The following is a 19,664-nucleotide window of genomic DNA, read 5'->3' on the forward strand; positions in this document are numbered from 1 at the left end:
GGTCATGAATGGGCCTCCGGTGCCAGGTGCCGCCGGGACGTACCGGCGGTGTCGTGGTGCTGTCACCTACTAGTTCCGGAAAAACGGCCCTGCGGGGACACAGACCGCCAAAAAAAGCAAATGTGTCCATTCGACAATCCGCCGCGGCGATCGCGGAGCACCGGCCGATACATCGCGCGCGCCCGCATCGCAGAGCAGCTCAGCCCCGATGAACCTCGACAAATTCTCACGTCGCCATTTGGCACACGAACCTCAGCCGCATGTCACCGAACGCACTTGAGGCGCCACCCATCCCCCGAGCTCGCCTCACCGCCACATCAGAGCAGCTCATAGACCTCGCGACGAAGGTCGCCCCCACGCGAGACCGCCATGCCGGACAGACTCTTCGCGCCAGGGTTGAGCTTTCACCCTCCTGCGCTTTGAGGCGCTTTTGAGGCGTTCACGACGCGGTTTTGAGGCGGTTTTGAGGCGTCCTACATGGCTTCCTTTCGGCGTCGCATCTCACGCCTGAGGAGATTCCATGATGCCTTCGCCGCAATCGGAGAACGATCCCGCCTTCCGCGATTTCTTCCGGCGCCGCACCCCGGCGGTTATCACCGAGCCCGGCGTCTTCGACATCGCTCACACGGCGTTCGAATGGCTGGTCACCGGACCGCATCCGGTCGCCCTCGACGGCCGCCCGATCCCCGGACTGCCGACGCGGCTCGTGCCGCTGGACGAGCTCGGGTCGCTCTTGTTGGACAAGGACGCTCCCCAGTCCCTGCGGGATGCGGCCTGGGCCGCGCTCGTGACCCGATCCCGCGCCGACGGCGGGACCTGGACGGTCGCGTGCGTCGGGCTGGCACTGCCGTGGCTGGTGCAGGTTGCGGCACGGCTGACCCGGTCGGCCCAGGGCGAGGCGCACGACATCCAGGCAGCGGTCGTGACCGGCTTCCTCGAAGAGCTCACCACGGTCGATCTGGACCGTCCGAGGATCTTGGTGCGGTTGCGCTGGAGCGCCTACCGAGCTGGCTGTGCCGCGCTACGCGAGACGTTGCACGCCGCCTCACCGGTCGGCGACGCCAGCGACGAACAGATGCAGGAGTTGCTGGCCGAATGTGCTGTGCCGGTGTCCGGCTTCCGCTCATGCCCGCCCCCTGAGCCGAGCGCACATCCCGAACTCGCTCTCTTCGCCGCTGTCGATGCCGGAGTGATCTCCGCGCAGGAGGCCACGCTGATCAGCGCGACCCGCTTCGGCGAACTATCGCTGGCCGAGGCCGCACACGCGCGCGGGCAGACCTACGAGGCGGCCAAGAAAACCCGCCAACGTGCCGAGTCCCGCCTCGCCGCGCACCTGAAAACAGCGACCGCCCCGGACGCACTCGACCTGCCACCGGCCTCGGCGCCTCCCACCTCCTCCCGGCTACGCACCGTCACAGGTCGTGGCCCGACGTCGGCACGGGAACAGCGCCGCCCCGTGGTGGCGAACGCCCCGAACTCCGGCCCCGGCGATCGCGAGCCACGCCTGCGTGCTGCCCCGCAGCAACGACGGCCCGCGGCCCGACCGGACACTGCTCGGGAGGCGCTGTCATGCGACTGATCCACAGCCGACCCGGCATCCGCGCCACCCGCCGTCGCACCCGCGAGACCCGCCCACTGGCTTGCAGACACCCGCGCCCGAGGACGGCCCCGCACGTCCCGCCCGCCACCCGCAGCCGGCCATCCTCGCCGCGGCGGCGGGGCTGCGCGGCGGTTCTGCTCGTCCTGTGCGCGGTTGCCGCGCTGGCGTTGCTGGGCGGTTCGACGGCGCAGGCGGAGACGGTGACCTACGTTGCGCTCGCCCAGACCGTGGATCAGGTTCTGACCAACGTCCGCAACTGGATCATGGGGATTCTCGCGGGAATCGCGCTGGTGTTCTTCACCATCGGCGGCCTGCGCTACCTGATGGCCAGCGGCAACCCCGGCGAAGTCGACAAGGCCAAGGACGCGTTCAAAGCCGCCGGCATCGGGTTCGGCCTGGCTGCGCTGGCACCCATCGCGGTCGAGATCCTCAAGAGCATCGTCGGCGGGCTGTAGCCATGCCCACCTCACCGCGGCGCCGCATGCTCAGCCCGGCCGGCGAAGCCGCTCGCGGCCCCCACCGCTTCGCCCGGCCACGGCGGTACCGGATTCCCGTAGTCCTGGGCCTGCTGCTGGCGACTTTCCTCGGCGTGCTGGCATCGGCGGGCGCGACACCCGGCGCCGACCACGCAACCGCGTCCGCTCACACAGCGCCGCAGCAGGAACCGCCGCTGCCGCTGCCCTCGAACCCCGGGTGCGCACCCGGCTCGCCGGAGCCGGCCTGCCATCTGCCCACCGCCAGCCCGACCCGGAGCGTTCCGGCCACGCCGCTGCCCCCGCCGACCGCGCTGCCGACCCCCGCCCCCTCGTGCTTCCCGGGGTCGATCCTGCCCGGTTGCGCGCCCGCGCTCGAAGGCCCGTGCGACGGGTCCGACTGCATCCCACAGCCGTCGACCCTCGCCCCGAGTGTCCCGCCTCAGCAACCGATACCGGACGGAACCGGCGACGCCGCAAGCTGCGGGCTGACCGACCTCACCGGCTGCATGGTCGTCGCTGCGAGCGCGATTTTCGCCGCCGTCGTTGCCGCCGGGCTGCAACCGCTGCTGGACCTGCTCGGCAAGACCCTGCTGACCACGCCGGAGCCGGACAAGATCCCGGGCTTGGGCGCGGCGTGGACCGGGTCGTGGCACATCCTGCTCACCGCCTACGGCGTGCTGGTGCTGCTGGCCGGGCTGATCATCATGAGCTACCAGACCCTGCAGGCCCGCTACACCGTCAAGGAACTCGCGCCGCGGCTGGTTGTCGGGTTTCTCGCCGGGACGCTGTCGCTGTTTCTCGCGACCAAGGGCATCCAGATCGCCAACGCGCTGTCGGCGGCGGTGCTGGGCGAGGGCGTCGATCCGGCCGCGGTGACGAGCAGCTTGATCACCATGGTGCAGGGGTCACTGCACGGCGGCGGCCTGTTCCTCAGCGCCCTCGGCCTGGTGGTGGTGGCGCTGCTGCTCGTGCTGCTCGTCGCGTTCACCGTGCGGGTGATCGTGACGATCCTGCTGGTCGCCGCCGCGCCGATCGCGTTGATGCTGCACGCCCTCCCGCACACCGAAGGCATCGCCTACTGGTGGTGGAAAGGCTACGGCGGAGTCCTGGTGATCCAGGTCGGCCAGTCGCTCACGCTGGTGGTCACGGTGCGGGTGTTCTTCGCTCCCGGCGGGTTCACCGTCCTCGGGCCGACACCGTCGGCGCTGGTGAACGTGCTGCTGTGCATCGCGCTTCTCTACATCCTGATCAAGATCCCATTCTGGTTCCTCGCCCCGCTGCGCTCCGGTCGTCCCTCGCTGCTCGGTCGGGTCGTGCGCGGCGTCATCGCCTACAAGACGATGGGGCTGCTCAGCGGCGCCGCCGCGCACGGCGGACGGCGGGCGAGCCGGGCAGCTCCGCGCGGACGCGGCAGCGGCGGGCACCCGCTTGCCGATCCCCCCTCGACACGCACCGGCCAGTACATGCTCCCGATGCGCGCGCACCGGATCCGGCCGGCCGCGCCACGCTCGCCACGGCTGGGCGAGCTCGAACCGACACCGCCGCTGACCGATCGCCAACCCGGTCCTGGCCAGCTGTCGCTGTTCACCACCAGCGGCTCCGGCGGGGCACGCCGGGTGACACCGAACCCGCGCGCCGTGACACCGGACCCGCTGCCGAACGCGCTGCCCCGCGATCAGCTCGGGCTGCCGATCACCACCCGCCGGGACCCCGATCATGTCGGGCGCCGGTCGCTGGCCGACGACCTCGCCGACCGCCCGCCAGCCCCGCCAGCACACCAGCCCGGGCTGCTCACCGCCGACGGGCGGATCAACCGCAACGCCCGCCCGCCCGCGAAGCTGCCGAACGCGCTGATCGCACCGGAAACCGGGCTGCTGCCGATATACCTGCGGCCAGCCAAGGCGCAACCGATCCGGCGCACCCTCGCCGACGCACCACCCGTGCCGCCGGCTCGGCAGTCCGGGCCCGGGCTGATCACTCCCTCCGGACAGATCAGCCGTGCCGCCCGGGCTCCGCGCCGCCGCCCCCGCGACGCCTACACCGGCAACCGGCCCCTCGTGTCCGGGCAGTACCCGCTGCCGCTGGGCGTGCGCCGCCAGCCCCGGCCGACACCACCGGCCGACACCACTGCACCGCCGACGGCCACGCCGACACCGAAGGCGACGCCGCCCCCGCGTCCTGGGGTGCAGCTGCCGCTGCCACTCGATCTGCCGAAGCGGCCGCGCCGCAGGCCATCCCCGAAGAAGAAATGAGGCCCACGCTCATGACGAGTCCCATCCGTGTTCCCGCCGACGTCGACCGGCCCGACCGCGTGCTCGGGCCGCTGACCGCGCGGCAGCTGGCGATCCTCGGCGTGGCCGGATTGCTGCTGGCCGGGCTCTACTCCCTCACCCGCGCGATCGTGCCGCTGCCGCTGTTTCTGATCGTCGCGGTGCCGGTCGCGATCGTGGTCACCGTGCTGGCTCTCGGCCAGCGGGACGGTCTTCCGTTGGACCAGCTCTTCCTCGCTGCACTCCGCCAGCGCCTAGCGCCGCGCCACCGCGTTGCCGCCCCGGATGGAGTGCGCGCCGCCCCGGCATGGCTGACCGACCAGGATCCGGCGCGGAGAACCCGACGCTGCGGCCGCCGCGCTCCGGGCTCGCAGGGCGCGGAGCGGGTGTCCCCGGCGCCGCTGGAATTGCCGGCCAGCGGCGTGGCCGACACTGGAACGAGGGCCGGAGTCATCGATCTCGGCGCCGACGGGCTCGCGGTCATCGCCGCGTGCAGCACCGTGAACTTCTCCCTTCAGACACCCGGTGAGCAGGAGGCGCTGGTCGCCTCCTTCGCCCGCTACCTGCACAGCCTGACCGCGCCGGTGCAGATCCTCATACGGGCCGATCGGCTCGACCTCGCCCCCCAGATCGCGCAGCTGCGCGACCGCGCCGGCGGTCTGCCGCACCCCGCGCTCGAGGCCGCCGCGTGCGATCACGCCGACTACCTCGCCGACCTGTCCGCTCACGCCGATCTGCTGCGCCGCCAGGTCCTGCTCGTGCTGCGCGAGCCGCTGCGCACCACGCCCGTATCCGCCTCCGGCATGCTGCAGCGACACCGCCGCGACGCGGCACCAGTGGATGAGCGGGTGCGGCACGCGGCCGAGGCCCGGCTGGTGCGCCGCCTCGACGAAGCGACCGAACTGTTGGCCGCGGCCGGGATCGCGGTGACCCCGCTCGACGCGGCGTCCGCCACCGGAGTGCTGGCCGCGGCCTGCAACCCCGACACCTTCCTGCCGCCCTCGGCGCAGCTCGCCGCCGCCGACGACGTCGTCACCAGCACGGCCACCTTCACCGACCTTTACGGACCTGACCCGGCCGCCGAGGCCCCGCGTCGCAGGACACCCCAGCCGCACGCGGCCCCCACCTCGCCGGCCACCGAGGCTCCGTCCCCGCGCGCCCGGCCGGCGACACCCGCGACCTCCTCCGCGCGGCCGGGTCCGTGGCTGTCGGACGAAGACGACTTCGACTACGACGACGACGACGAGATCGAGAGCAGGTAATCCCATGGCCCGCACCACACGCCGCCAGGCCCGTAGCGGGTCGGCGAGCGCGTTCACCCCGGACTCGCTGTCGGTGGGCGCCCGGCATCTGGAGGTCGGCAACGAGTTCGTCGCCTCCTTCGGGATCACCGGTTATCCGCAGGAGGTGTATCCCGGGTGGCTCGCGCCGCTGCTGACCTATCCGGCCCGCCTCGACGTCTCCGTGCACATCCAGCCAATCGACCCGGCCACCGCCGCCACCGGCCTGCGCCGCCAGCGCGCGAAGCTCGAGTCGTCCCGTCGGCACAACACCCGCCACGACCGGCTCGACGACCCCGACCTCGACGCCGCCGCCGACGACGCCGCCGACCTGTCCCGGCGCATCGCTCGTGGCGACGGCCGCCTGTTCCGCTTCGGGCTGTACCTCACCGTGCACGCCCCCGACGAAGAGTCCTTGGCGGACGAGGTCTCGGCGCTGCGGTCGCTGTGCGCGTCGCTGCTGCTGGACGCCAAGCCCGCCACCTACCGGGCCCTGCAAGGCTGGGTCTCCACGCTGCCGCTCGGCCTGGACTCTCTCGGCCTGACCAGAACGTTCGACACGCCCGCCGTTGCCGCGTCCTACCCGTTCACCTCACCCGACCTGCCCGCCGCCGATCCCACCACCGCAGTGCCCACGGGCGTGCTCTACGGCTACAACGTCGGATCGCAAGGGCTGGTGCACTGGGACCGCTTCGCCTGCGACAACTACAACTCCGTCGTCCTCGGCCGCTCCGGATCCGGCAAGAGCTACCTGGTCAAGCTCGAAACCCTGCGCAGCCTGTACGCCGGTGTCCAGGCGTTCGTCATCGACCCCGAAGACGAGTACGCCCGCCTCGCCGCCCAGGTCGGCGGCACCTACCTGCACCTCGGCGCCAACAACGTCCGACTCAACCCGTTCGACCTTCCCATTCACACCGACCCGGCCGGGCGGCGCACCGCATCCCAGGACGCGCTGCGTCGACGCAGCCTGTTTCTGCACACCGTGCTCGCCGTCCTGTTCGGCGCCGCCATCACCCCGGGCGAGCGGACAGTGCTCGACACCGCCATCACCGCCACCTACGCCCGCGTCGGGATCACCGCCGACCCGCGCACTTGGACCCGCCCCGCTCCCCTGCTGCGGGACCTACGCGACGTCCTCGCCGCCACCGGCGACCACGGCGACCCGACCGCCGCGGACCTGTCCGCCCGGCTGCACCCGTTCGTCGACGGCGCCTTCAGCGACCTGTTCGACGGCCCCACCTCCACCACCCCGGACGGGCACCTGGTGGTGTTCTCGCTGCGTGACCTGCCCGACGAGCTGCGCGCGATCGGGACGCTGTTGGTGCTGGACGCGGTCTGGCGGCGCGTGTCCGACCCGGCACACCGGCGCCCCCGCCTGGTGGTCGTCGACGAGGCGTGGCTGCTCATGCAGCAGCCCGAGGGCGGCCGCTACCTGTACCGGATGGGCAAAGCGTTGCGTAAACGCTGGTGCGGGCTGACTTTCGCCAGCCAGGATCCGCCCGACGTGCTCGGCACCGAGCTCGGCAAGGCCATCGTCGCCAACAGCGCCACCCAGATCCTGATGCGCCAAGCACCCCAGGCCATCGACGAAGTCGCCGAGGCGTTCGACCTCTCCGCCGGGGAACGGCAGTTCCTGCTCTCGGCCGACCGCGGCCAAGGCCTGCTGGTGGCCGGCGCGCACCGGGTGGCGTTCCAGTCACTCGCTTCGCCGACCGAGAACTTCTTGATCACCACCGACCCGGCCGAACTCGCCCGCTTCGCCGCAGAGGCCTCGCAGCACACCGATCGCGGCCTCACCGACTCCGACGTCGACCTCGGATCAACCGACACGGACCTCGACGGCCCCGGCTTCGACGACCTCGGCCAGGTCGAGCTCGACCCGGCCTGACCCTCACCCTGCGCTGCTGCTCGACAGGAGGCTCGTGATGCCTGCACACACCATCCGCGCTCCCCTGCCTCAGGGCTGGGTGAGCGACTACCTGCGCGACCCCGGTCACGTCACCGCCGCCGTGCTCGCCACGCTGCGCGAATGGGCGCTGGCCTGGGGGCCGGTGGCCGTCTCCGCGATGACACTCGCGGTCCTGGGCTGGGCCGTCGCCCGCCGCTCGTGGCTCGCCCGCCGGCACCGTGCGCTGCTGGCAGACGCTCGCCGGATCACCGTGCTCGCCCCGCCGACGGTCGACCCGGCCGGCGGCGCGGCGGTCTGGTCCAACCTCGTCGGGCTGCTGCGGCCCACGTGGCGACGATGGTGGGCCGGGCAGCCGCACCTGGCGTTGGAGTACGTCTTCGGCGAGCACGGCGTCACCGTCCAGTTCTGGGTACCCGGCGTCATCCCGCCCAGCCTCGTCGAACGCGCCATCGAGGCCGCGTGGCCCGGCTCGCACACCCGCACCACCGCTGCGACCTCACCGTTTCCCGACCTCCCGGCCGGGCGCCGGCGCATCACCGTCGGCGGAGGGCTGCGGCTGGCCCGATCCGAGGCCCTGCCGATCCGGACCGGCTTCGACGCAGACCCGATCCGTGGCCTGCTCGGCGCGCCGGTAGGGCTGGGCCGCGACGAACGCGCCTGTGTGCAGATCCTCGCCCGCCCGGTCACCGGCCGCCGTGTCGCCCAGGCGCGCCGCGCCGCCCGTCGCGTTCACCACGCCTCCTCCAGCCACCTCGGCGGCCGGATCCTCGACGTGGTCACCCCCGGGGCGAAGGCCACCCGGTCGGGGCGGACCACGGATGCGCGGCGGATCAGCCAGGACCCGCAGCTGTCCTTGGAGTACTCCGCCCAGAACAAGGCGATCGTGGGCAAGCAACGCGGCTCCCAGTACGAAACTCTTGTGCGCTACGCCGTGGCTACCGACCTGCCCGCCGACGCCGCCGACGACCTGGCCCGCCAGGTCCGCGACACCGCGCGCGGCCGGGCGCACGCGCTGGCCGCGTCATTCGCCGCCTACACCGAGCACAACCACTACCGCCGTACTCGCCTCCGCCGGCCTTCCCAGGCTCTCGCCGAGCGTCGACTCGAGCGCGGAGACCTGCTGTCGGTGCCCGAGCTGGCCGCGCTCGCGCACCTGCCTGTCGATGCCGAGATCCCCGGCGTGGAGCGCGCCGGGGCGCGAGCGGTCGCCCCGCCACCGTCGGTCGCGGCGCCGGGGCCGGAGGTCAAGCCGCTCGGGCGAGCCGACACCGGCCACGCCCGCCCGGTCGGGCTGCGCGTGGCCGACGCCCGCCAGCACCTGCACCTCATCGGCGCCACCGGCTCGGGCAAGTCGACCCTGCTCGCGAACCTGGTCCTCGACGACATCGAACACTCCCGCGGCGTCGTGGTGATCGACCCCAAGGGCGACCTCGTCACCGACATCCTCAACCGGACTCCCTTGTCTGCCGCGGACCGGGTGGTGCTTTTCGACGCCGACTCGAGGCACCGGCCGCCGATCATCAACCCGCTCGACGGCGAGGACACCGACCGCGAGGTCGACAACGTCGTGTCGGTGTTCCGGCGCGTCTACTCCGCGTTCTGGGGTCCGCGCACCGACGACCTGATGCGCGTGTCCTGCCTGACCCTGCGCGCGCAAGAAGGCGTACCCACGCTGGCCGACCTCCCGAAGCTGCTCACCAGCGATGCGTTCCGGGCCCGCATCACCACCGGGCTGTCCGACCCAGTCCTCACCGGGTTCTGGGAGGGCTACAACGAGCTGACCGACAGTGCCCGCTCCCAGATCATCTCCCCGCTGATGAACAAGCTGCGGGCGTTCCTGCTGCGGCCGTTCGTCAACGAGGCGATCGCCGGAGGCCGCTCCACCGTCGACATGGCACAGGTGCTCAACGAGGGCGGGATCTGCCTCGTCCGCATTCCCAAAGGCTCCCTGGGCGACGAAACCACCCGGCTGGTCGGTTCCCTCGTCGTGGCGCGCACCTGGCAAGCAGCGACCGCGCGAGCCCGGACTCCGCAACGGCTGCGGCCCGACGCCAACGTCGTCGTCGACGAGTTTCACAACTTCCTCAACATGCCGTACTCCCTGGAAGACATCCTTCCGGAGTCCCGCGGCTACCACGTGGGCTGGACCCTCGCGCACCAGAACCTCGCTCAACTGCACCGCGAGCTGAAGGAAGGGCTGTCCACCAACGCCCGCTCGAAGGTCATCTACTCGGCTTCCCCCGAAGACGCCCGCGAGCTCGCTCAGCACACCGCACCACGCTTGTCCGCCCATGACCTGTCCCACCTCGACACCTACCACGCCGCGGCGCGGCTGGTCACCAACGGCGGCGAATCCGAGCCATTCACCATGATCACCAACCCATTGCCCGCCCCGATCCCCGGACGGGCACGGGAAATCCGGGCCATGCTGCGGGCACGGCGCCGCGCGCGCAGCAGCGACGACGGCACGGCAACTCGCGTCAGTCCCTCCGCCAGCGCGCCCCTCTCCGCGCCGGACGGGCGGCGGGTTGCGCCGACCCGCCCGCCCAAGACCGACCCACGTCGTACCCGCCCGTGAGCACCCGCACGACTCCGCAGCTCGCCGCGTCAACAACGGACGTAGCCGGCTCCCGGCCCATCGGGGGGGCTTGAGTCCGAGCTGCCCACAGGACTTGTCCACACCCTGTTCACAACTCCTCGACAGGAGCGGCCGTGATCACGACCACCACTCGCCAGCATTCCCTGCGCGGCCACCTACCCGGCCGCCACACCGCGCGCGCCGCCAGTTCGGTCGAGCACCAGGCCGTCCTCGCCGCCCGGCTCACCATCCGCGACAAGTGGCTGCTGGCGCTGTTGTACGAGCACCGTGTGCTGACCACCGGCCAGATCCAGGACGCCGCGTTCCCCTCCGGCCGCTCGGTGCGCCAGCGGCTACGCGAGCTCTACCTCTGGCGTGCGGTCTCGCGTTTCCAACCATTCCAGCAGCTCGGATCCGCCCCGATGCACTACGTCCTCGGCCCGGCCGGCGCTGCCGTGCTCGCCGCTGAACACGGCCTGGAGGTCAAAGACCTCGGATATCGGCACGACCGCGCCATGGGTATTGCCCACAACCAGCGCCTCGCCCACACCGTCGGCGTGAACGACTTCTTCACCTCGCTGATCGCCCGCACCCGCCACGCACCGTCCGCCGGCGAGGCGATGGCGGTGTGGTGGTCGGAATCCCGCTGCGCCCGGCATTTCGGCGACCTCGTCATCCCCGACGGGTACGGCCGCTGGCGCGCCGGCCATGGCAAGGCCGCGCGGGAGCTGGAGTGGTTCCTGGAGTTCGACACCGGCACCGAATCCCTGACCAAGGTCGGACGCAAGCTCATCGGCTACGCACGGCTGGCCGAGTCGACCGGCATCGCCACTCCGGTCCTGGTGTGGTTGCCCACCACCCGCCGTGAGGCCGGAGCCCGCGCCGCGTTGGCTCGTGTGCACGCCGACCTCGACCACCCTCACGCGGTACCGGTAGCCACGGCCGCAGCCGACCTGCTCGCTCCAACCGACTCGCATCCCAGCCCCGCGGAGTCGGTCTGGCTGCCGCTGACCTCTGCGCGCGCCGGTCGTGCCGGCCCACGCTACCGCCTGGCCGACCTCGCCGACGCCTGGCCCGGCCTGGCTCCGCCGGCCGACCCGACCTTGCCCCACGCCGGTGAGAACGAGGTCAGCGACGCTGCGGCGGCCTCGCCTTTCCGACTGCCCCCGCCGACCCCGGTTCCGCCGCCGGCCGCACCAAACCGCGTTGCTCGTGACGTGCGCTGAGACGAAAGGTCGCATTCTCCGCCCGGCGACGTCCCGACATGGCCCTCGCCGGCCGATGTGGGGGTTTCCTAAGGAAAGGAGCGCGAGCCGCGTATGGGAGCCAAGGTCGGCGCCGGGGTAGCGAGTGTGATCCTCGCCCTTGCCGTGCTGATCGGCGGTGGCATCGCCGAGATCGCCGGTGCCTTCTTCGGCAGCGGCGGCTCGTCGGCGTCGCTGACGTGCGTACCGGATGATGCCCCCAACGGCACGGTGCCGGGGATGTCCGCCGAGCAGATCGGCAACGCTGCCACCATCGTTGCGGTCGGCAAGCAGAAGGGCGTGCCCGAACCCGGGTGGGTAGTCGCGATCGCCGCCGCGATGCAGGAGTCCCAGCTGCACAACCTGCACTACGGCGACCGGGACTCACTAGGACTGTTCCAGCAGCGGCCCTCGATGGGCTGGGGCAGCCCGGAAGAGATCACCACGCCGACCTACGCGGCGTCCAAGTTCTTCGATCACCTCATGGCCACACCGAACTGGCAGAACATGAGCGTCAACGACGCCGCGCAAGCAGTCCAGGGCTCAGGATTCCCGAACGCCTACGCCCAACACGAGGACACCGCGCGCGCGGTCGTCGCCGCCGTTTCCGGGGTCCGCTGCGAACCCGCACCCGCGACCGGGACCGGGGACTGCGACAACATCCAGGCCGCCACCGCCGCCGCGATGATTGCGATCAACTATGCGTGCGGACAACGAGGTCTGCCGTATGTATGGGGCGGAAACGGCCCGCTGAACGGGGATCAAGGGTTCGACTGCTCAGGCTTGACCAAGGCCGCCTACGAGGCAGCCGGGGTCTCTCTCCCTCGCACCGCACACACCCAGTATCAAGCCGGGCCACGAGTGCCCGATGGACAGTCACTCCTACCGGGAGACCTTGTTTACTACGGAACCTCGACAAGAATCCGGCACGTGGGGCTCTATATAGGAAACGGCAAAATGGTCAACGCGCCAGACTTCGGCCAGCGCGTGAAAGTCGGCAACTACCGCTACCGAGGCGACGACTATGTGGGCGCAACCCGGCCAGGACGCTGATCGTCGCTGTAGTTTCCGAGGGAACCTGACATGTTCCGCGCCTAAGTGTTGCCGCCCAGAACAAGAACCAGTTCAGAACGCGGTGCGCGTGTCACTGCGGGGATCACCCTGCACGACATGGGGTTCGTAGAGTCCTGCTCTGGCTGTCCGGCGCCACGGCCGTGCGAGCTGCACTGCCACGTCGATGTCAGTGTCCGGCGCGTCTCGATCGAGCTCGGCGACGGCTAGACCGGGTCGCCCGTCGCTGTTAGCGCGTGCAATCCATCGCCCACCGGGTGCGACGAGGCCAGCTGGGGCCGTCGCACTGAACTGGGCCGGGACCGAGTAGGCGACCCAGTAGTTGTAGAGAGTGCCGTACGCCTGTGCCACGACCGACCTCGGCAGGTCGTCGATCATGACCGATGCCAGCACACAATCAACGTCCAGACTCTCGTACTCGGCAAACAACTCAGGGAAGTTGACCTCGATACAGAGGACACAGCCGAGCCGGAACCCGTCAACCTCGAAGACCAGCGGCGCCACTCCCGGCGTGTACAGGTAACTGATCTCGCTATGCGACAGGTACCGCTTGTCATAGCGGCCTACCAGCTCGCCGCGGTCGGAGACCACATACAGGCTGTTGTGCGGACGGTGCGCCCCGGACAACCGATGGATCGAACCGAACACCGTCCAAATCCCAAGCGCACCGGCGAGGTCAGCGACCGCCTCCGCCTCTTCCCGAATCACATCCCAAGCTGCGCGCGACCAATCCGCCTCACACAACCCCCCGTCGCCATCCCCCGCCACTAAATACTTGTCGGGATAGGTGATCGCGCCCTCCGGGAGCTGCACCAACCGGGCACCCGCGGCACTCGCCTCCCGCATCAAAGCCCGGATCTCCGATCCACTCTTACGAAGACCGTCTCGATCCGACGGATCCTCTGGCACCGTGCTCTGCGCGACGGCCAACCGCAGCGTCTGACTCATACGACCCATCTTGCCAACCCCCGCCGGCCAGCTGGCCCCAACGCGTCCAGACAGCGGGTCAGCGTGTCAGCATGGGCCCCGGATCAACCGTAGCCGCCGGGTTCAAGCAGTGTGTCGACTGCTCGGGGCCCAGCGGCCACAGTTCAATCGTTGTTGTCACTGCCTACGGCACAGCGCGGGCAAGTTGGTCGGCCAGGACACGCACGTCCTCCGGGGTGGCAAGCGTCAGTCCCGCCCGCGCGATGATCCTCTTGCCGCTCGCACGCGGTTCGTCGTCAGGTGCGGGCACCGGATCAGTCGTGAGAGGCCAAGCCCCACGGGTCGAGCGTCATCGTCCATGGGTCGACCCGACGCGAGACCAGTTTGGGCACCCAGGTGGTCAGGAGGAAGGTCTCGACCAGGAGAAAGGACTGTGCCCTCTGCTAGAGCCAGGTAGTCCTCACCGCTGACGCGCATCACCTCCAGAAGCCTCCTCTTTGCGCCGTTGCGGCACACCAGAACGACCTCGTCGACCGGATCGAACAGCGATCGCCGATGCGGGCCCTGCTTGATGAGGCCAACCAGAACGCTGAAATCCGCTCCCACTTCATACGCCGCCCGCCACGATGCCGCGATCCTGTGCGCCGCATACAGCAGAGCGAACACGACGGCGATCAGACCCGAAAGGGCACTCGTACGCAAGTCAGGCGGCAGCCAGGACGGTGAAAGGATGGAGATGACGCCCTGGGCCGCGACTGCGCTGACACACGTGTCGACGGCAAAACGGCCGAACTTCAGCAAGACCTTCACAGCTACGGCGTCATTAGATGAGCAGGCACCCGGCTCGAGGCGCTCCGAACTCGGTGTGGCGGGTCCTCGAGTTCCAGAATGTCGGTGTGCAGTCCCATAATCGCTGACACGGTCGGCGCGACGATGTGCGGCCAGCGATTGTCCTGCTCGGTCCAGATGCCCACTCGTTGCCAGCGTCGGCCGTTGAGCAACCGCATCTCGATATCGACCTGTGTGCTCGTGTCCCCCGCAATCGGCGGCCTGCTCGGTTCGTGCAGCATCAGGATGACATCGCCGTCATTGCCACGATCCGGCTGGGGAATGGCAACCATCCACTGTCCAGCCAGGAGTTCCGCGTCGCCGTCCTGGTCGAGGTCGAGTCCGTTGGCGACGTCGACGCATGTCACGAGGATCGCGACGAATCCATCCGGGCAGCGCATCGGAGTCAATCCAAGCGCGGGTACGAGATCCACGTCCTTCGTCAGTGCTGGAGCCGGAGCCTCGCCGAGTGACGCGATGGCGCCGGCCGACATGGTGAGTTCGTCCATGAGATCCATCCCTTACGACCAGTGGACCGCGGTCGGGTCCATGACAGGTCCATCGACGCTCCGTGTACGCGGCGATGTCAAGCGATCATGGCGCAGATCGTCGAAATACCTCCAAAGCATCTCGATGGCATGCATGGCGATTGTCCACACGAGACGGATGCGTTCCGGCGAATCACTTGACACGGAGGCAGAGACGAAGCGTTCATATACGTGTAGCCCGAACCACCGGATGCGCACCGGCGGGCAGCGCCCCCGGCCGGGGCATGGCCATCCATTCCACCGCAGACACACGGAGCTCGTCATGTCCCGTACAAACCGCAAGAATCGCGCCGCTGCCACCCACAGCACGAACGGCGATCGCCACCTGCAGGCGGTGCCGTCGACCGCCGCCCAGTTGCCAACACCCACCACCGAAGACAAGGTGCGATTGGCACTGGCTGGCCTTCCCGGCTCCACCACCGCCGCGCTGGCGATGGCGGCCGGGGTCGGCCGTTCGACCGCGGCGAAGGTCCTGGCGCGCTGGCACCTCGACGGCACCGCGGTCCGCGCAGCAGGCGACGGTCCCCGCACTCCCGACACCTGGACGTTGGCGCAGCCTGACAACGCCGCCCCCGCACCGGACACCACCGGGACGCCCACGGACACGGCAGCGACGTCGGACACCGACCACGCCAGCACGCTCGACGACGTCACGACGGCGGAAGCAGACGCCACCGAGGCACCGGGCGACGGTCCGTCGGTCGAGAACGCCACGGCACAGGTGATACCGCAGGACACGTCGGACGCCGACGTCAACCAGGCCACCGACGAGAAGACCGCGGAAACCGGTTCGACCGCATCCGACGAAGGCGGCGCGAGCGTCGACGCCACCAGCCCGCCGCCCGGCTCGGCTCCGGTCGCACCGGTGACGAACCCGACCGACAACGGAAGTCGCCCGGCGGCGAAAACGCCGCCTGCGGGCAACGAGTCCAGCAAGGGCACGGTCCCCGCGGTCAAGGAACGGCTGCGCAAAGGCGGGCTGCGGGCCCTGGTCGAGGAGTACCTGACCGAGCGTCCGAACGAGAGCTTCGGGCCCGCCAAGATCGGCCACGACCTCGGGCGTTCTGGCGGCGCGGTCAACAACGCGTTGGAGAAGCTGGTCGCCGACGGGTACGCGATCAAAACCTGCGAGGCACCGAAGCGGTTCGCCATCAACCCGGGCAAGACCGACGTCCCGCCGACCACCAGCACCGCCCCATAGCCGCCCCAGGACACCCACAACTCATCCGCAGGCCGCAGCCAGCCGATCCGCTGGCTGCGGCCTGCGACGCGATCGGACCACGATAGAAGCTGAGCGCGTTCCTCGCCGGAGGGGCGTGCGTGAGGGTGAAGGAGCGGCGATGCGCGGCGCGGTGGTGGCGATCGATGTCGACGGCGTGCTGGCCGCCGACCCTGTGCTGGCAGGCGGTGAGCAGGCGCTAGCGGATTTGGGCTAGCGACGTTATGAGTTCGACGGGCTCGGTCCCGATCGTCGTCCGGCGGTGGGGACCGTGTCGATGAACCTCGAGCATGACGTGTGATCGCGTGAGCTACTCGATCGAGAAGCCGGGCTGGTCTGGGCGACTAGCTGGGCGGTGCGGGCCGCCGACTGGAGCACGCCACGTCTCGGCCTGTCCGAGCTGCCGGTCATCGAGGTGCCCAACCACGCACTCGCTTTCGGCTGGTCTTCCAAGAGCGGCCCGATCCGCCGCAGGGTGGACGACTGTCCGGTGGCCAGCCGCGACGGACCAGTTCGGCGGCAAAGAGCACGGTGGGCCGAGGATCGACGCAGCGATGACGCCATCGCCACCCTGATCGTTCCCATCGAAGTCGGAATCGGGCTACGGCGGCGGCCCATCGATGATGTCAACGCCTGGCTCGACACCGACGTCGCCACGCATCTGGAGGGGTGATTCGCCGATCATCGCTCTGTTCCGCACTGGGGACTTGCCGGTGGTCGGGCGAGTCGGCCGACGGTGCCTGGTCCCGCCCCGCGAAAACGCCCGGTCAGCCACGGTGTGAACTCCCGCGGCTGCCGGTTCGTCAGCAGGTCCGCGAGCACGGGCACGGCGAACGGAGCGGGACCTTGAGGCGCCGGTCTTCGACCCGGCTCTCCGGCGCGGCTCGCCGGCCCTGAACACAGTGATGGGGGTGAATGCCCGCAGCCTTTGCCTCCCGCGTGAGCAGCTGCCCACGAGCAGTCGGTCTCTGCGGTGAGGTAGGCGAGGTGCACATGAGCGTCGTACTCTTGGCGGCACCAGGTTCAGTGACAGCCACCGCGCCGATCGTCGCCAGGGTTGGTCAGGCGCTGGCGTCGTCACCGGTCGCGGCGGCTTCCCCCGCCAGCGCGCTCCCGCTCGTGGCGTTCGCGCTCCTCGGTCGGCTCGACGTAGCTCAGGCGCTCCAGTTCCGACCTGCTCACCGCCGCCGTTGACAACCTCGCGCAAACGAAGGCCGCGACTGGGATGAAGCTGACCTGTACTGGGATCTGGTTCGGATCGAGGGCACGGCCCGCGTGACCGTGCCCAAATGGATGCCAGCGGAGCCGGTCGAACTCGACAAAGTGAACGCCACTGCCTCTGCAACCACCCGCACCTTCGCGATTCACGCCAACTGCCCCAGCTCCATCGCCCGTGGTCAACGGCAGGGTCTGCAGACGCTGCCGCACTTGAAGACATCCGCAGTAGATTGGGCACAACCCAGCCCGAATGATCCATATACGACGAATTCAGCCAACCGGCGGCAGCTATGAACCGCCCAGCTGAGTAGCGTCAACAACTTGACCACTTCTATCGGAAGCCAACATGAATCCGCTCCTTTTGAATGACATGCGGACACTGACAGACAGGATGGAATCACGACATGGCACACCCGAATGTGACCACCCAGGAGATCGCAGACCGATTCCGAGCCGAGGCAGGGACACGATTTCCGCGCAGGGGATTCGATTACGACCCGATCGTCCATAAGTACACCGAGAACTACCTAAACCCTTCTAGCTACCGCATATTTGTCGACGCATTCCCAGGAGGGTCTATTGAGACAATAATCGATCCAGAGGCCGACCAGCTCCCGCCGGGTACGCAGCACCACGGACCACCCGCGCATGCGGTGATAACACAGCGACTCAACGTGCCGATCGGCACTTATTTCGAATACACAATCAACGGAAGGGGACCGCGTCTATTTCCCGGCAGTCTAGGTCCAGCGAGAACCTTTTCTGCGACACGCACACAAATTCTCCATTCAACTCGAGGTGGACGCGAATTTTTCAGCCAGGCTGACGCAGCCTGGCGATACATCGTCGATGTCCCCTGGCCAGGAACCTTCGAATTATCCGTCAGCATTCGGACGCCCGCCGGAGCATCCGATACCAAGAACCTTCGGTTCACTCTAAAGGATCGAACAGTTGTCTCGATTGGCGACTCCGCAGCGTCAGGTCAGGGCAATCCCGACGTACCAGGAAAGCCGGCCGATTATCATCCGGATGTCAGCTGGTTCGACATTTTAGTTTCCACGTTCGTCCCGGGCGCCGTTAACTATGCGCTCACCCGCGAGGTTCTCAACTATGCCTGGGATCGGATCCAGAGAGAGTCAATGACCGTCGCGCGGGCGCTCGACTACAAGATGGAAATGGACCCCAAGCCGGAATGGCTCGAACCTAACGCCTACCGATCTCTCCGCAGTGGGCCGGCGTTTGCTGCGCGACTACTAGAGGACCGTCCGGCAGGTGAAGTGGTCACGTTCCTGCCGTTCGGCAGAACCGGATCAACGATTCAGAGCGGCCTCTTGGCACGGAGATCAGACACTGAAGATCAATGGATTGGAGCCGTCGGCCAGATCGAGGAAGTCGAGAGGTCCCTTGGACGAAAAAGAATCGACGCCCTGATCATCCAAATCGGAATCAATGATTTGGACGCCACCGGAACGCTAAAGAATCTTCTCACATCCGATTTTCGCCTACCGGGAGATCCCGATCAAAGGAAAGTCAATCGTGATATAATAAGAGACGTCGCGATGCAGAAAATCGCAGTCGTTCTCCCTGTCAATCTCGGCAAACTCAAGGCGGCGCTTTCATCTCTCAACATACGAGACGTATACTTGACCGAATATCCGACAGGTCTCTTCGACATGCCAAATGGAGAAGCCGGGGCGGGCTGTGAACTCTTCGACGATCTACTGAATTTCGAGCTCTCCGGCGCAGACACGAAGATGCTTAAGGGCTTGGCGGAGGAACTCAACAAGCAACTTGAGGCACAGGCCGAGGCCCTAGAGTGGGGCTACATTTCAGGAATCGCTAGAGAATTCGAGGGGCGAGGATACTGCACAGACTCAGATCGCAGGTACTTCGTAAGGGCAAAGGAGTCGCTTGCCTCACAAGGTGACACCGAAGGCACCATCCACCCGAACTACAACGGCTCACTCGCTGTCGGGACGGCCATGGCAGCGGCAGTGCGGTCCAAGACGTTCGCGACGGATGAGGGGCAACTGATTAAATCTGTGCCCGAGATGATCGCAAACTCTGCTCGGCGATTGCTAAGGCGTAGACGATAAAGGGGCGGCTGAGCGGGGTCGCCGCTTCTTCGTGGTGGACCGGTGGTAGCCGCACTCCAGATAGAGCGAGCCCAGCGCGGGCAAGCGGGGCGTCGCCGAGCGAGATCCAGGCCGACAGCACGGACCGTGCCCTGGCGGAGGTACACAAGGTCGTAGTGAGCTTGCGTCGCTGTGCCGATCCTCGACTCCCCCGACCGTCGTCGCCGAAGCGGGTTTCGCCGCAACGCGGCTGGGTCGACCCGGCCGCCGGAGATTCCGTCGGAAGACTCGGTGCTGGCGCCACCAGCCCCGAATGAGCCGGCCTTGGGTCTGCCCAGACTTCGGTTGACACCGGAGCTGACTATTTTCAGGCCGCTGCTGCGGTGGTGTAGATGGTCTCAAACTCGACTGGGGTGAGCTT

14 protein-coding genes are annotated in these 19,664 nt (G+C 68.6%); 11 read left to right on the forward strand and 3 right to left on the reverse strand.

Annotated features, from left to right (window positions below; genetic code table 11):
- The first annotated feature begins 520 nt into the window (after positions 1-520).
- From ACIA5G_RS30300 to ACIA5G_RS30335, 8 genes are all read left to right on the forward strand, one after another.
- Complete coding sequence (locus tag ACIA5G_RS30300; RefSeq protein WP_395929209.1) at positions 521-1,579, forward strand: sigma-70 family RNA polymerase sigma factor; 1,059 nt, start codon at positions 521-523, stop codon at positions 1,577-1,579.
- A gap of 164 nt (positions 1,580-1,743) precedes the next feature.
- Positions 1,744-2,055 carry a pilin gene (locus ACIA5G_RS30305; protein WP_395929286.1) on the forward strand — a complete coding sequence of 104 codons (312 nt, stop codon included), beginning with the start codon at positions 1,744-1,746 and terminating at the stop codon, positions 2,053-2,055.
- Positions 2,056-2,057: 2 nt separating this feature from the next.
- Positions 2,058-4,328: a hypothetical protein gene (locus ACIA5G_RS30310; protein WP_395929211.1), complete on the forward strand. Its 2,271-nt coding sequence runs from the start codon at positions 2,058-2,060 to the stop codon at positions 4,326-4,328.
- A gap of 11 nt (positions 4,329-4,339) precedes the next feature.
- The gene (locus ACIA5G_RS30315; protein WP_395929213.1) at positions 4,340-5,608 is read left to right on the forward strand and encodes a PrgI family mobile element protein; all 1,269 of its coding nucleotides are present in this window, start codon (positions 4,340-4,342) and stop codon (positions 5,606-5,608) included.
- Positions 5,609-5,612: 4 nt separating this feature from the next.
- A complete protein-coding gene (locus tag ACIA5G_RS30320) occupies positions 5,613-7,514 on the forward strand; it encodes a VirB4 family type IV secretion system protein (RefSeq protein WP_395929215.1) in 1,902 nt (633 codons plus the stop codon).
- A 37-nt stretch (positions 7,515-7,551) separates the two neighbouring features.
- On the forward strand, positions 7,552-10,113 hold the full coding sequence (locus ACIA5G_RS30325; RefSeq protein WP_395929217.1) for a type IV secretion system DNA-binding domain-containing protein: 2,562 nt from the start codon (positions 7,552-7,554) through the stop codon (positions 10,111-10,113).
- A 134-nt stretch (positions 10,114-10,247) separates the two neighbouring features.
- Positions 10,248-11,339 carry a replication-relaxation family protein gene (locus ACIA5G_RS30330; RefSeq protein WP_395929219.1) on the forward strand — a complete coding sequence of 364 codons (1,092 nt, stop codon included), beginning with the start codon at positions 10,248-10,250 and terminating at the stop codon, positions 11,337-11,339.
- A gap of 93 nt (positions 11,340-11,432) precedes the next feature.
- The gene (locus ACIA5G_RS30335; RefSeq protein ID WP_395929221.1) at positions 11,433-12,410 is read left to right on the forward strand and encodes a C40 family peptidase; all 978 of its coding nucleotides are present in this window, start codon (positions 11,433-11,435) and stop codon (positions 12,408-12,410) included.
- A gap of 72 nt (positions 12,411-12,482) precedes the next feature.
- Here the strand turns inward: ACIA5G_RS30335 and ACIA5G_RS30340 are convergent, their stop codons facing one another.
- The 3 genes from ACIA5G_RS30340 to ACIA5G_RS30350 form a co-directional block, all read right to left on the reverse strand.
- The gene (locus tag ACIA5G_RS30340) at positions 12,483-13,376 is read right to left on the reverse strand and encodes a carbon-nitrogen hydrolase family protein (RefSeq protein WP_395929223.1); all 894 of its coding nucleotides are present in this window, start codon (positions 13,374-13,376) and stop codon (positions 12,483-12,485) included.
- A gap of 225 nt (positions 13,377-13,601) precedes the next feature.
- Positions 13,602-14,165 carry a hypothetical protein gene (locus tag ACIA5G_RS30345; protein WP_395929225.1) on the reverse strand — a complete coding sequence of 188 codons (564 nt, stop codon included), beginning with the start codon at positions 14,163-14,165 and terminating at the stop codon, positions 13,602-13,604.
- Between the two features lie 2 nt (positions 14,166-14,167).
- Complete coding sequence (locus ACIA5G_RS30350) at positions 14,168-14,692, reverse strand: hypothetical protein (protein ID WP_395929227.1); 525 nt, start codon at positions 14,690-14,692, stop codon at positions 14,168-14,170.
- A 301-nt stretch (positions 14,693-14,993) separates the two neighbouring features.
- Here ACIA5G_RS30350 and ACIA5G_RS30355 point away from each other — a divergent pair, with 301 nt between their 5' ends.
- The 3 genes from ACIA5G_RS30355 (at position 14,994) to ACIA5G_RS30365 (ending at position 19,264) form a co-directional block, all read left to right on the forward strand.
- Complete coding sequence (locus tag ACIA5G_RS30355; RefSeq protein ID WP_395929229.1) at positions 14,994-15,932, forward strand: hypothetical protein; 939 nt, start codon at positions 14,994-14,996, stop codon at positions 15,930-15,932.
- A gap of 373 nt (positions 15,933-16,305) precedes the next feature.
- A complete protein-coding gene (locus tag ACIA5G_RS30360) occupies positions 16,306-16,623 on the forward strand; it encodes a hypothetical protein (protein ID WP_395929231.1) in 318 nt (105 codons plus the stop codon).
- 949 nt (positions 16,624-17,572) lie between these two features.
- Complete coding sequence (locus ACIA5G_RS30365) at positions 17,573-19,264, forward strand: hypothetical protein (protein WP_395929233.1); 1,692 nt, start codon at positions 17,573-17,575, stop codon at positions 19,262-19,264.
- Positions 19,265-19,664 lie beyond the last annotated feature (400 nt).

The organism is Amycolatopsis sp. NPDC051758 (genome assembly GCF_044453095.1).
Taxonomy (GTDB): Bacteria; Actinomycetota; Actinomycetes; order Mycobacteriales; family Pseudonocardiaceae; genus Amycolatopsis.